At 68.7% G+C, this 13,436-nt stretch carries 12 protein-coding genes; 5 read left to right on the top strand and 7 right to left on the bottom strand.

What is annotated here, in order from left to right; translation table 11 throughout:
* Nucleotides 1-70 precede the first annotated feature (70 nt).
* The 3 genes from G5S38_RS05500 to G5S38_RS05490 all read left to right on the top strand — a co-directional run bounded on the left by G5S38_RS05500 (nucleotide 71) and on the right by G5S38_RS05490 (nucleotide 2,617).
* A complete protein-coding gene (locus tag G5S38_RS05500) occupies nucleotides 71-319 on the top strand; it encodes a zinc-ribbon domain-containing protein (RefSeq protein ID WP_165065553.1) in 249 nt (82 codons plus the stop codon).
* Between the two features lie 229 nt (nucleotides 320-548).
* Entirely contained in the window at nucleotides 549-2,060 is a 1,512-nt protein-coding gene (locus G5S38_RS05495) for a sodium:solute symporter family transporter (protein ID WP_165065550.1), read from the top strand.
* An 83-nt stretch (nucleotides 2,061-2,143) separates the two neighbouring features.
* Nucleotides 2,144-2,617, top strand: a complete 474-nt coding sequence (locus G5S38_RS05490) for a GNAT family N-acetyltransferase (RefSeq protein ID WP_165065547.1) — start codon at nucleotides 2,144-2,146, stop codon at nucleotides 2,615-2,617.
* A gap of 85 nt (nucleotides 2,618-2,702) precedes the next feature.
* On the opposite strand, the gene G5S38_RS05485 is transcribed toward G5S38_RS05490, so the two are convergent.
* Genes G5S38_RS05485 through G5S38_RS05475 form a run of 3 tightly spaced genes read right to left on the bottom strand, consistent with a single transcriptional unit; the run spans nucleotide 2,703 to nucleotide 6,276 of the window.
* On the bottom strand, nucleotides 2,703-3,791 hold the full coding sequence (locus G5S38_RS05485; RefSeq protein WP_165065544.1) for a PHP domain-containing protein: 1,089 nt from the start codon (nucleotides 3,789-3,791) through the stop codon (nucleotides 2,703-2,705).
* A gap of 30 nt (nucleotides 3,792-3,821) precedes the next feature.
* A complete protein-coding gene (locus G5S38_RS05480) occupies nucleotides 3,822-5,744 on the bottom strand; it encodes a PAS domain-containing sensor histidine kinase (protein WP_235928917.1) in 1,923 nt (640 codons plus the stop codon).
* 37 nt (nucleotides 5,745-5,781) lie between these two features.
* On the bottom strand, nucleotides 5,782-6,276 hold the full coding sequence (locus G5S38_RS05475) for an SRPBCC family protein (RefSeq protein WP_165065541.1): 495 nt from the start codon (nucleotides 6,274-6,276) through the stop codon (nucleotides 5,782-5,784).
* 195 nt (nucleotides 6,277-6,471) lie between these two features.
* On the opposite strand from G5S38_RS05475, the gene G5S38_RS05470 reads away from it, so the two are divergent.
* Nucleotides 6,472-7,515 carry an NAD(P)-dependent alcohol dehydrogenase gene (locus tag G5S38_RS05470; protein ID WP_165065538.1) on the top strand — a complete coding sequence of 348 codons (1,044 nt, stop codon included), beginning with the start codon at nucleotides 6,472-6,474 and terminating at the stop codon, nucleotides 7,513-7,515.
* A gap of 110 nt (nucleotides 7,516-7,625) precedes the next feature.
* On the opposite strand, the gene G5S38_RS05465 is transcribed toward G5S38_RS05470, so the two are convergent.
* From G5S38_RS05465 to G5S38_RS05450, 4 genes are all read right to left on the bottom strand, one after another.
* Entirely contained in the window at nucleotides 7,626-8,480 is an 855-nt protein-coding gene (locus tag G5S38_RS05465) for an ABC transporter permease subunit (RefSeq protein ID WP_165065535.1), read from the bottom strand.
* Entirely contained in the window at nucleotides 8,477-9,466 is a 990-nt protein-coding gene (locus tag G5S38_RS05460) for an ABC transporter ATP-binding protein (protein WP_165065530.1), read from the bottom strand. Before G5S38_RS05460 ends, G5S38_RS05465 begins: the two co-directional genes overlap by 4 nt.
* 48 nt (nucleotides 9,467-9,514) lie before the next feature.
* Nucleotides 9,515-10,195, bottom strand: coding sequence for an FMN-binding negative transcriptional regulator (locus G5S38_RS05455; protein WP_165065527.1), 681 nt, complete (start codon nucleotides 10,193-10,195; stop codon nucleotides 9,515-9,517).
* A gap of 138 nt (nucleotides 10,196-10,333) precedes the next feature.
* Entirely contained in the window at nucleotides 10,334-11,107 is a 774-nt protein-coding gene (locus G5S38_RS05450; protein ID WP_165065524.1) for a hypothetical protein, read from the bottom strand.
* Nucleotides 11,108-11,343: 236 nt separating this feature from the next.
* Between G5S38_RS05450 and G5S38_RS05445 the strand changes: the two genes are divergently transcribed.
* Nucleotides 11,344-13,392 (top strand): DUF262 domain-containing protein, encoded by a 2,049-nt coding sequence (locus G5S38_RS05445; protein ID WP_165065521.1) that lies wholly within the window; start codon nucleotides 11,344-11,346, stop codon nucleotides 13,390-13,392.
* The last annotated feature ends 44 nt before the right edge of the window (nucleotides 13,393-13,436 follow it).

The following is a 13,436-nucleotide window of genomic DNA, read 5'->3' as shown; positions in this document are numbered from 1 at the left end:
GCCGCACTCCAGCTCTAACTTCCGCACTCCTTCCCCTTCCGCACTATTTCGCAGCCCGAGAGGCCTCCCCATGTTTTTGATCTTCGGCAACTCGATCAGCGAATCCCTCATCAACGTCGTCGCGTTCATCTGCCACTTCTGCGGCCAGAACGTGCCGCAGAACGTGATGAAGCGCTCGAACCGCATCAGCCTGTTCTTCATCCCCCTCATTCCGCTATCGACGAAGTACCACAACCGCTGCACGAACTGCGGCGGCGTCACCCCCCTCACCGCCGAGCAGGCGAAGAACTCGCTGGCGTGGTCGGAGTCCCGCCGCTGATCCCGCGCGCTCCGTACCGGTAACCCGTTCAGCTGCCGGGTGCCGGGCCGTTCGGCGCGCCCGCTGCCGGGTTACCCCGCCTGCCCGGGCGGTTCGGCGCGCCATTTAACACGATCGACTCATGCCCGAAAGCGGCCGACAACGTGCGAGGCGCATAAAGGTACTTATCGATCGACAGAAACCCGGTCGCGCTCGCTTTCCCCCCGTCACGGCCTATCTGGGAGCAGTCATGATCATCATCGGAGTGGGTATCACCGTCCTCGCGGTCCTCATCGTGGGCATCGTCGTCGCCCGCAAGGTCGACGGCGACAGCGCCAACTTTCTCGTCGCCGGCCGACAACTCGGGGTGCCCCTGGTCGCCGTGTCGCTCACCGCCGCCGCCGTCGATTCCAACGCCACCGTCGGCAACACCGACCTCACCTCGCAGTTCGGGTTCTGGTCGGGGGCATCGCTCGCGCTGGGCCTCGCCCTCTGCCTGCTGCTGACCGGCCTCTTTCTCGCCAAGCCGATGAACGCCATGAAGCTGCTCACCCTCGCGGACTTCTTTCGCATCCGCTACAACCGGCCCACCGAGGTCGTCGCGTCGGTGATCATGATCCTGGCCTTCATCACCCTCCTCGCCGGCAACCTGGTCGCCTGCGGCTTTTTGCTCGAGCGGTTCGCGAACATTCCATACACCTGGGGCGTCGTTCTCGCCGTCGCGCTGGTGCTCGCGTACACGATCGGCGGTGGACTCTTCTCCGACGCCTACACCGCCGCCATCCAGACCGCGATCACGGTCGTCGCCTCGATCGCGCTGCTGGCGTGGGTGGCGCTCTCCTACGGCATCGTCATCCCCGAGGGCATGGGGCCGTTCGACCTCGGACAGCTCACCGACTCCGCGCAGGGCGCCCCGATCAACTGGGCGACACTCATCGCGCTCGGCATCGGAGACATCGTCGCAATCGACTTCATGCAGCGCATCTTCGGAGCCAAGTCGCCCAAGGTGGCCCAGCAGGCGTGCTTCATCGGCGCCGCAGCGACCGCCGGCATCGGCACGATCTTCGCCCTCGTCGCGCTGACCGCCTCCGCCGTCCTCGGCATCACCGTCGACGACGGCCCCATCCTGTTCACCCTGCTCGACGAGTACGCCCCACCGCTACTCGCCATCCTGGTGCTGTCGGGGATCGTCGCCGCGTCGTTCTCCACCGCGTCCGGTGCGATCCTCGCCACCTCGGCCATCGCAGTGCGCAACATCTTCAACGTGCGTCGCTCGGTCACCACCGGCGCCGACCCGCTGCTGCGCTGGACCCGCATCGCCATGGTGCCGATCGTCATCACCGCCGTGTTCCTCGCCATGCGGGTGAGCCAGACCGGCATCCTGCTGACCCTCGCGTTCGACCTGATGCTGGCGTGCCTCGCCGCCCCGTTCATCCTCGGTGTGTTCTGGCGGCGCCCGGGCGTCTCGGCGGCCCTTGCGGCCGCCGGCGTCGGCTTCGTCGTGCGCATGACGCTGCTCGCCCTGACCCCGACCCTCTACGGGGTGCCGAACGACATCCTCTACATCGAGAACTCGATCGTCGGCGCCGGGTTCGACGGCTGGGCGACGCTGGTCTCGGGGGTCATCGGCTTCGGCACCTACGCCATCGTCGGCGTCGTGCACCGCCGCTCGGAGCGCGAGATCACCGCATCCGAAAGGCAGACCGAGCAGCTCGCGGCCGAGCAGCGTTCACTAGAGGCGGCCGAAGTGCCCGCGCGGTGACGCCCGAAGCAGCGGTCCGGCAGGCAGCGTCCGGTCATGCACCGGTCGGGTACGCGGCACTTCCGGTCGGGCACACTGTGGTGATGGATGCTGCCGCGCTCGTCATCGCGAGGGACGACCCCCGGCGGGCCGACATCCACCAGCTGCTCGACGAGCACCTGGCCGACATGTTCGCCACGTCGCCCGCCGAGAGCGTGCACGCCCTTGACCACGCCGCGCTGCTCGGCGCCGACATCGCGTTCTGGTCGGTGCGCGAGAACGGCGACCTGCTGGCCTGCGGTGCGCTGCGCGAGATCGACCCGCGGTGGGCCGAGCTCAAGTCGATGCGCACGACGCCGGCCGCGCGGGGCCGGGGCGTGGCCACCGCGCTGCTCGACGCGCTCATCGCCGATGCGCGGCGCCGCGGCATCCAGCTGCTCAGCCTGGAGACCGGGGCGGAGGAGTACTTCGCCCGGGCGCGGCGGTTGTATGCGCGGGCCGGTTTCGTGCGGTGCCCGCCGTTTGCCGACTACACCGACGACCCGCACAGCGAGTACTTCGAGCTGCGACTCGATTGAGCGGCGCCGTGCATTGCGGCGGGCACCACGACCGCGCGGGAGGTGTCAGGACCGCACCCCGGGAATCACTGCCTCGCGGCAGGCGTCACCGGCGGCGGCCGGCCCATTCGAGCAGGCGCTCCACCGGCCAGGACGTGATGATGCGGTCGACGGGCACCCCGGCCCGGTCGGCACGCTCGGCGCCGTAGGCGAGGAAGTCGAGCTGTCCAGGCGCGTGCGCGTCGGTGTCGATACTGAACAGGCACCCGGCGTCGAGGGCGAGCGTGATGAGGTCGTCCGGCGGGTCCTGGCGCTCCGGACGGCTGTTGATCTCGACGGCGACGTCGTGCTCGGCGCAGGCGGCGAACACGGCTTCGGCGTCGAAGTCGGAGGGCGGGCGGGTGCCGCGCGACCCGGAGAGCAGCCGCCCCGTGCAGTGCCCGAGCACCGTGGTGTGCGGATCGCGGATACCGCCCAGCATGCGCTCGGTCATGGTGGCCGAATCGGCCCGCAGCTTGGAGTGCACGCTCGCCACCACGATGTCGAGGCGGTCGAGCATCTCGCGCGTCTGGTCGAGGGTTCCGTCCTCGAGGATGTCGACCTCGATTCCGGTGAGGAGCCGGAAGTCGCCTGCCGCGCCAGCGTCGCCGTCGCTGGCGTCGCCTTCGCCGGTGTCGCCGTCGCCGTCGCTGGAGCCCGCACCCCCGGTGGCCAGGCCGTCGATCACGTCGAGCTGCTCCGCGAGTCGTTCTGCGGTGAGCCCGCTCGCGACCTTCAGCGACGGCGAGTGGTCGGTGAGGGCGAGGTATTCACGGCCGAGTGAGCGGGCCGCGGCGACCATCTGCTCGATCGTCGACCCGCCGTCCGACCACTCGCTGTGGCTGTGCAGGTCGCCCCGCAGCTGCGCCAGCAGGTCGGTACCCCCGTCGGCGAGGGGTTTCGCGCCCGTGGTGCGCAGGTTCTCGAGGTAGTCGGGTACCGCGCCATCCACTGCCTGGCTGATCACCTCGAAGGTGCGAGCACCGATCCCCTTGGTCTTCGTGAGCCGCCCGTCGGCGGCCCGGGCGGCGATCTCGTCGGTCGACAGTGAACCGACGATCTCGGCCGCCGAGCGGAACGCCTTGACCTTGAAGGTCGGGGCGAGCTCGCGCTCGAGCCAGAAAGCGATCTCGTTGAGGGCGGCGACGGGGTGCATGCCCCCATCCTGCCGTGCCGCGGTGACCGGTCAGCCGACCGGGCCGGCCTTGCGGCCGCGGCGGGCGAGGGGAAGCGAGATGCCGAAGGTCGTGCCGGATCCCTCGACGCTCGAGACGGTCAGGTCGCCGCGGTGCGCGACCACGATGGCCTTGGTGATGGTCAGCCCGAGTCCGACCCCCGGCACCGCGTTGCGGGTCGCCGTGCTGGCGCGGAAGAACCGGGAGAACAGCTTGTCGAGCTCCTCGGCCGCGATACCGAACCCGGTGTCGCTCACCGAGATCACCGCGCGCCGGCCCTCCCGGGCGAGCGAGACCGTCACCGACCCACCCGCTGGCGTGAACTTGATGGCGTTCGACACCAGGTTGTCGACGGCCTGCCCGAGTCGCACCGGATCCCCGTCGACGGTCACGCCGACGCTAATGCCCTCGGCGACCAGGGTGATACCCGCCCTGGCGACGGCGGGCTGCGCGGACTCGACCGAGGCAGCGACGATGGATGCCACGTCCAGGGGCGCCACCTCGAGGGTGAACGCCCCCGACTCGACCTGTGCGGTGAACAGCAGGTCACCGACGAGCCGCAGCAGCCGGTGGGCGTTGCGTTCCGCGATGCCGAGGTACTGCAGCTGGTCCTCGGTGAGGTCGGAGACCTCCTCGTCGCGAATGAGTTCGAGGTAACCGACGATCGAGCTGAGCGGGGTGCGCAGCTCGTGCGAGATCAGGCCGACGAAGTTGTCCTTGAGCTTGGCGACCTCCCGTGCCTCGGTCATGTCGTTGGCCACGAAGAGGTAGCCGACGATGTCGCCGTCATCGCTCAGCCGCGGGGTGACGCTGACCTGCACGGGGAATTCCTCGTCGTCGCCGCGCACCCAGGTCCAGTCGCGCACGTCGGCGACGCCGTCCTTCGCGGCGTGCACGAGTGCCCGGAACCGCGGCGGCATTCCGTTAGACCGGGAGTCGGGGCCGAGCTCGTTCACCCGTTCGTCGAGCTCGCGGGTCACGTGCAGCGACGTGATGTGCCGGATGCCCTCGGCCTGCGCGGCGGTGACGCCGAGCATCTTCTCCGCGCCGGGATTCCAGCTGTCGATGAGCCCGTCGAGGGTGGTTCCAATGGCTGCCTGCTCGGTGACGGCCGACCACAGGCCACGCAGCCGCTCCTCGGCGGCGTGGCGCTGCGCGTTGCTCTCTTCGAGCATGGTGATCTGCACCATGCTCTCCTGCAGCAACTCGTCGCGAAACTCCGCGAGCTCCCGCGTCTCGACGGTCTGCACGCGGAAAGCGTTGGTCACCTCGTTGAAGATGGCGGCGACACAGATCAGCACCAGGGTGGCGAACAGCCCGGCCCACAACTGCACGTCGCTGTCGCCGTGCGGGTCGACGAGGATCGGGCCGACCAGGGCGACCAGCGTGCCGACGCCCGCGATCAGCACGTTGTGGCGGCCCCGTTCCCCCGCAAAGAAGAGCACGGGCAGTACGGCGAGGTAGACCAGCGGGGAGTTCGTGGAATCGGTTCCCAGCCGCAGGAAGCCCAGCGAGACGAAGTCGACGATGCCCACTACCCAGCCGAAGTGCCACCACGAGGATCGCGTGCTGAGGATGACGGCGGCGACCGTCGCGGCGACGAGGGCGACGCATCCGATCATGAACCACGACGGGTGACGCACTTCGACGTCGGCGAACACGAGGCACAGGGCGATGGCGGCACCGAACAGCAGGGTCGTCGGCGCCTGCTTGACGATGGGCGACGGGTCGTGAACCGTTCCGAAGCGTTCGACGGCCTGCTCGCGGATGCGCTGCGAGGCCGCGGGCGCCCCGGACGGCGGCGGTTTCGCGCGGCCGGACGTGCGCGAGCGCAGTGTCGTAGTGATGGCGAGCCCCCCAGGTCGTTGTTCCGACCGTACGTCATCTGTCCCCCGGCCGACAGCACGGTCGTACCCCCCAAGCGAGTCGCGCACGGCCCGGCCGACTGATCGCCGGACCGCGCGCGGATTGTCAGGCAGACACGCTCGTCAGGATTGAGTCGATCTGGCCGAGGGCTTCGCGCATTCCCTCTTCCATGCCCATCTCGACCATCTCGTCGAGCTGCTTCTGGCTCGTGAAGAAGGAGACGATGGTCATCCTGGTCTTGTCACCGACTGCCTCGAGGGTCACGACTCCGTGGGTGGAATCGATGTCGGTGTTCTTACTGCCGTCGTCGTTGGCGAAACCGTCGTCGAACTCGTACCGCAATAGCTCCTCGATCGCCGTGGTCTCCCACCAGCCCCACATCTTCTCGCCCTCGGGCGACGTCATGTAGTACAGGGACCTTCCACCGACCGTGAAGTCGTGCGAGTCGAAGGTGGCGGGATAGGTCGGCGGGCCCCACCACCGCTCGAGCTGGCGCGGGTCCTTCCACAACTGCCACACCTGGTCGACTGCGGCGTCGAATTCGGTGACGAAGGTGAGGGTCAGTGCGTTCGGGTCTTTCACGGTGCTCACGACAGTCATAATGGCTCCCTTGTCTGGTTTTGCGTCCTTGCTACTCCCGTCACGACGATGGGGCAAGGCCCCCGGCACAAACCTGCCGCCTTTTTTCGCCTGATACCGTGGCGCTTGGCCCACTCCCCCGATCACCCCCGTTCTGCGGGTGGTCAGTTGCGGCCACAACCCATTACCCCCGCTCAGCGGAGCAATAGGAGAACCATGCTTACCGTCAACGCATACGCGGCACCGTCCGCCACCGAACCCCTCGTTCCCACGACCATCGAGCGCCGCGATGTCGGCGCGAAGGACGTGCTCATCGAGATCGCCTACGCCGGCATCTGCCACTCCGACATCCACACCGTGCGCGGCGACTGGGGACCGGTCGCCTACCCGCTCACCGTCGGCCACGAGATCGTCGGTGTCGTCACCGAGGTCGGATCCGACGTCACCTTGCACAACGTCGGCGACCGCGTCGGCGTCGGCTGCATGGTCAACTCCTGCCGTGAGTGCGTCAACTGCCTCTCCGGCGACGAGAACTACTGCCTCAAGGGCAACACCGGCACCTACGCGTCGGTCGACCGCGACGGCACCATCACCCAGGGCGGATACTCCACCCACGTCGTCGTCGTCGAGGACTTCGTGCTCAAGGTTCCGGAGAGCATCCCGTACGAGGCCGCTGCTCCCCTGCTGTGCGCCGGCATCACCACCTACTCGCCGCTCCACCACTGGAAGGCCGGCCCCGGTTCCAAGGTCGCCGTCGTCGGTATGGGCGGCCTCGGCCACATGGCCGTCAAGATCGCCCACGCCATGGGTGCCGAGGTCACCGTGCTCTCGCGCACGCTGAGCAAGAAGGAGGACGGACTGCGCCTCGGCGCCGACCACTACTACGCGACCGGCGACGAGGCCACCTTCGAGACCCTCGCCAACGAGTTCGACCTCATCATCAACACCGTGAGCGCCGAGATCGACATGAACGCGCACCTGTCGCTGCTCGCCCTGAACGGCACGTTGGTCAACGTCGGCGCACCCTCCGAGCCGCTGCCCGTGCAGGCGTTCTCGCTCATCGGCGGACGTCGCTCGTTCGCGGGCTCGGGTATCGGCAGCATCGGCGAGACGCAGGAGATGCTCGACTTCTGCGCCGAGCACGGAATCGCGCCCGAGATCGAGCTGGTGAACGCCGACGGCATCAACGACGCCTACGAGCGCGTGCTGTCGTCTGACGTGCGCTACCGCTTCGTGATCGACGCGTCGACCTTCGCCTGACCAGATCGTTGTCGACGCCCTGACGCGCTGACGTCCTAACACCACAGACCCCGGCTGCACTGGATTCCTCCAGTGCAGCCGGGGTCTGTGCGTTACGGCAGAAGCGGACGTTACGCGTCGCGACGCTTGATGAGCACCGCGGCCGTGGCGAAAGCGACGGCCACCCAGGCGAACAGCCAGAGCGCTGCCTGCCACGGCTCGAGCGCGACGATACCGTCGGGCACGGGGCCGGTGTCCTGCGGGTAGGCGTACAGCACGTTGCCGAGGGCGCTCGGGAGGAACTGGCTGAGGTTCTGCAGCCACTCGGTGCTCGTGATCGCGGCGATGAGCGAGAGCACACCCGGCACGACCAGCAGCAGGCCGAGCGATGCGGCAATTCCCCCCGCGCTGTTGCGCACGATGGTGCCGATCGAGAGCGACAGCACGGCGATCAGCGCGAGGTACAGCGCGCCGCCCGCGAATGCCGCGTATGCAGCGGGGTCCGCGAAATCGGGCTCCGCCCCGTTGCCGGCCAGAATGCCGGCGGGGAGGAACGCGGCGGCGAGCACCGAGACCAGCCCGACGACGAAGGTCGCCACGCCGATGACGATGGCCTTCGCGGCGAGGGCGGGAATGCGACGCGGTACCGCGGTGAGCGTCGAGCGGATCATGCCAGTGCTATATTCACCCGTGATGACGAGGGCACCGAGAACGGCGACGACGAGCTGGCTGAACGTGATGCCGAGCGTTCCCACCTGCACCCACACCGCCTGCACCCCGTCGTCGGGGAGGGGCGCCGGAGTGAAGAAGGTAGCGGCGAGCAAGAATGCCAGCCCGACCGTGACGAGCACGATGATGGCAAAGCACCAGACGGTGGAGCGCAGGGTGGTGAGCTTGATCGCCTCGGAGCGCAGCACTCCCCCGAAGGACAGGCCGGAGCGTTCGGCGGTAGCGGGGCCGGTGGGTGCGGTGGTGGTGGTTGTCATCGGGTGCCTCCCGTGGCCGAGGTCGGCGCGGTCATCGTGGCGGACGGTGCGGTCGGGAAGGATCCGTCGGGCGATGGGGGAAGCGCGCCCGCGTGGTACTCGACCTCGCCCTGGGTCAGCGCGAGGTACGCGTCTTCGAGTGATCCCTCCAGCGGGGTGAGTTCGTGCAGGACGAGGCCGGTGGATGCCGCGAGCTCGCCGATGCGCGGTGCGGTGATTCCCGTGACCCGCAACCTCCCGCCATCGTCTGCCGTCACGTCGACGCCGTCGCCGCGCAGCAGCTCCGCCAGCGCTTCGGAGCGGGGTGCGCGCACGCGCACGGCCGTGCCCTTCGCCATTTCGAGGATCTGGTGCACCGGGGCGTCGGCGACGACCTTTCCGCGGCCGAGCACGATGATGTGGTCGGCGGTTTGCGCCATCTCCGACATCAGGTGCGATGACAGGAAGACCGTGCGTCCCTCCGAGGCGAGGTGGCGGGCGAGGGTACGAACCCAGATGACGCCCTCGGGGTCGAGTCCGTTCACGGGTTCGTCGAGGATGAGGGTGGCGGGGTCGCCGAGCAGCGCCGCCGCGATTCCGAGGCGCTGCCCCATACCGAGCGAGAAGCCGCCGACACGCTTGCGGGCGACGGACTCGAGCCCGGTCAGGGCGATGACCTCGTCGACCCTGGCCTTCGCGATGCCGTGCGTCGCGGCGAGGGCGCGCAGGTGGTTCCGGGCGCTGCGACCGGTGTGCACGGCCTTCGCGTCGAGCAGTACGCCCACCTCGCGTAGTGGGGCGCGGTGCTCGGCGTACGGGCGGCCGTTCACCGTCGCGCTTCCGGCGGACGGCCGGTCGAGGCCGACGATCATGCGCATCGTGGTCGACTTGCCTGCGCCGTTCGGCCCGAGGAAGCCGGTGACCATGCCCGGCTTGACGGTGAACGTCACATCGTCGACGGCGGTGGTGGATCCGTAGTGCTTGCTCAGCCCGCGGACTTCGATCATGAGGTGTACTCCATGCGGCCACCCTAGCCGCGCGGGTTCTCCTGGCCGTTAACGTCGTGTCTCGCGCGCGGCGTCTCGCACGTCGACCATGCGGCGGGCGAGCGCGTCGTTGCGGTACGGGCCGGGCCTGGTGAGCGCGTCGACGACGCGGTCGACGACCTCGGCCGGCTTGTTCTGGCTCATCTTGTTCTTCGCCTCGAACCGCGTGACCCGCAGCCGAAATCCGACGGTGCCATGCGCGATGCGGTCCGCCCATTCGCCGTTCTCCAGCGTCTTGCGCATGAGAAAGGGCTCGGGCAGATCGCGCTCGAAACGCTCGACGAGTGTCTCCAGCACGGTGAGGTTCTCGGCGTGGTCGAGGATCTCGGGAACCCCGTGCAGGTGCGCGACCACGAAGTTCCAGGTCGGTACCGCGGGCGTGCTCTCGTACCATCCGGGCGAGATGTACCCATGCGGGCCCTGCACGATGGCCATGATCTCGCCGCTGCCGAGGCCGTGCAGCACCTCGTCGGGACGCCCGAAGTGGGTGAGCAGCACGATCTCGCCGGCCCCCGCATCGCCGGCCCCCGCATCTGCAGGACGCGCAGTCTCGTCGAGGATCACCGGATAGTGGGATGCCACGAGCCCGCGCCCCTCGACGAAGCTCACGAACGTGACCCAGGGATTCTCGCGCACGAGTTGCCTGATCGCCTCGACGTCATCGAGCGCGAACCCCGGGTTGTTCCTCATGGCATGTTCCTCGTCTCGTGCCGGCGCGCCCAGCCTACAAGCGGGCCCGCAACGCGAACCGCCCTCCCCGAAGCGGGAAGGGCGGTCGCGGTAACGCGGGTACTGCGGGCGCAGCGGGCGGAGCAGTGAGGCGGGTGCCTACGCCTCGCTCATCGCGGTCTTCTCGGCCTGTCCCTTGGCCGCGTAGTACGCGGCGCGGGCGGCGATGCGGCGGCTCTGCTCCACCTGGCCGGCGTCGAGGACCTCCTGGTCGACCTCGACGTTCGGCACGCGGTTGACCCCGTTGTGCTCGGCGATGTAGGCGTCGAGCTCGGGGCCGGACTCCCACGAGGTGATGAGGCAGTAGCGCGGGTCGGTTCCGAGGTGCGTGGCCGCGTGCCAGAGGCGCTGGGTGTCGATGATCAGCTGTGCGCCGGCCGGCAGGGCGATGCGGTATTCGACGCTCGGGTCGGTGCGGTTCTCGCGCAGCACGAAGAAGCTGGTCTCGTCGTTGGTGAGGTTGAAGAAGCCGCGAACGACCCAGCCGGTGCCGTCGGGGTTGAGGCGGTTGTTGTCGTCCTGGTGCAGGTTGTACAGGCAGTCAGCATACGAGTTCGGCAGCAGCTCGATCACGCGGCAGCGGCCGACGTTGGCGCCGGGCTCCTGGGCGCGGCGGGTGAGGTTCGGGGCCTTCTCCACCTGGGAGTCGATCCAGACGCCGTCCTTGTCGGTGCGCGGCGGCTTGTGGTTCCAGAAACCGTTCACCTCGATCTCGCCGAAGGCGCTCGCGAGCGGCGCGAAGCGGGTCTCGCCCGACGACTTCCAGTCGACGTACTCGATATCCATCCATTCCTGGGGGTCGAGCTCCTGGTTGTAGCGGTCGAGTACGACGTAGCCGGTCTCTTCGAGGGCGGCAGATTTGATGTATCCCATGATGTGAACCATGTCCTTTTGTTCAGGGGCCAGCACGTTTTAACAGGCCCAACTTAGGTAACCCTATCTTGGAGGCGCGCCGCGGCGGGTGAACAGCCGGGGCCTGTCGCCAGTGCGGATACAGTGGATGCCGCGGCGCAGCGCTCGGGGCATCCACTGTCGCCACTTCGACTCGAGGGCCACCGGCCCGGGCACCACGAGTGCCGTCGACACTCTCCCGAAGGGCGAACCAGGCCATGGCCACAGCCACGAACATCGACGCGACCGCGGTCAACACCATCGGCTGGCTCTCGGCCCCGCGCACCACCATCGTGGTTCCCGTCTACCAGCGGCAGTACCGCTGGGACATCGGCGGGTGCGAACAGCTGCTCGCCGACATCCGCGCGGTCTCCGACGCACGCGACACCCACACGCACTTCATCGGCTCGATCCTGTCGAGCACCAACCGGCACCCGGCACACGACGGGCAGGCTGGCGCCTCCGTCGACGCCACCGAGCTGGTGCTCATCGACGGCCAGCAGCGCATCACCACCCTCATGCTGCTCATCGCCGCGCTGCACCACACCGTGCTCCAGCAACCGGCCGAGACCCGCGACACCGCCCTCGCCGCCGAACTCGAAGCCGTTCTGGTGAACGGCAGCGGCGGAACCAAGCTGCGCCCGCACCGCGCGTGGGCCGACGTCTTCGAGAGCGTCGTGCTCGGTCGCCGCGGGTCGGGCGACGAGGATCGCGACTCCCGGTTCGATGCCAATTACGCGTTCTTCCGCAGCCAGGTTCCCCCAGAGGAGGTGCCCCGCATGTGGTCGGGCCTGCAGCGCCTCGAGCACGTCGCCATCACGCTGCGTGCCGGAGCGAACGCGCAGCAGATCTTCGAGAGCCTCAACTCGACGGGCGAGCCGCTGCGCGACCACGAGCTCATCCACAACTACGTGCTGATGGGCCTCACCCACGCAGAGCAGACCGAGATCGAATCGACGTACTGGCTGCCCATCGAGCAGAACACCGGTGACTCGATCGCGGCATTCTGGCGGCACTACCTGGTGATGACCACCGGGCGCGAGATCGACGCGGGCGACGGACGCGGCGTGTACGACGCGTTCCGCCAGCAATTCCCGCGCCTCGACATCGGCACGCTGCGCGAGCTCGCCGCCGAGTGGACCGCCTACTCCGCGGTGTACCGCACCCTGCTCGAGCCACAGCACGCCGACGACGCCGAGGTCGGCCGCCAGCTCGGCTACGTCAACACCGTCGGACGTGGCATGTATCCGCTCGTCATGCGGGAGTACCGCGACTATCTCACCGGCGACATCGACCGCGCTGCCCTCATCCGCACCCTCGAGGGCGTGCAGTCGCTGCTGCTGCGCCGTACCGTCGTGGGGCTGGGTAATGACCGCCTGGTCGCCCGGCTGTGCCGCGCGCGCTCCGAGAGCGCAGGAGCCTTGGATGCCGCGATCGCACGCATCACGCCCTCCGACGCCCGCGTGCGCGTCGAATTGAAGTACAGCGCACTCCCGCATGCCGCCTACGTCCTCGGCCGCATCGCCGGCGTCGGGAGCACGAGCGACTACGCCGTCGACCACGTGTTCCCGCTCGCTCCGGCCGATTCGTGGAGCGGTGACGGCGTGCGCGAATGGGCCGAGTACAGCGAAGACGAGCAGAACAGCCACCGTGCGCTCGCGGCATCCCTCGGCAACCTCGCCCTGCTCGAAGACACCCTGGGCGAACGTGCCATCGACGCCGGCTACCCCGAGAAGCGCGACCGCATCTACCCCGCGAGCGACGTCGCGTCGACCCGCGAGATCGCCGGCACCCCGGCCTGGGGCACCGCGGCCATCGCCGAGCGTACCGCCCGGCTCACCGCGGACTTCGTGCGCATCTGGTCGCGCCCGACCGCGGCCGGCATCGACGACGACGGGCTCACCCCGATCCTCGACGCGCAGCGCCGTCGCGGGTGGCCGCGCGGCTGGCAGCGTGAGTTCGAGTACGTCGAGTACCGGGGCGAGCACTGGGAGGTCTACGACGTCAAGTACCTCTTCAACCGCATCTTCAAGCGGCTGTGGGCGGATTCCCGCGAGCACGTGGTCGCCCTCAGCGCGCGTCGCGGCGGGCCCATCTTCGGGGCGCAGGCGTGGAACGGCCACTGGGACACCCTCGACGACGAGCACTTCCTGTACATGGGGTGGGATTCCCGCTACATGCTCACCGCCGTGCAGGGCGTGCTCGAGGAGTCGGGCATCGCATCGGAGGTCTTCGTCAAGTACTCCTACATCGGCGACGCGATGTGACACTGCCAGGAACACGCTGGTGACGCGGCCCCCGGCCGGTGCCG

Source organism: Marisediminicola senii, assembly GCF_011057645.1.
GTDB classification, from domain to species: Bacteria; Actinomycetota; Actinomycetes; order Actinomycetales; family Microbacteriaceae; genus Marisediminicola; species Marisediminicola senii.
This window is presented reverse-complemented; position numbering and strand designations above follow the sequence as displayed.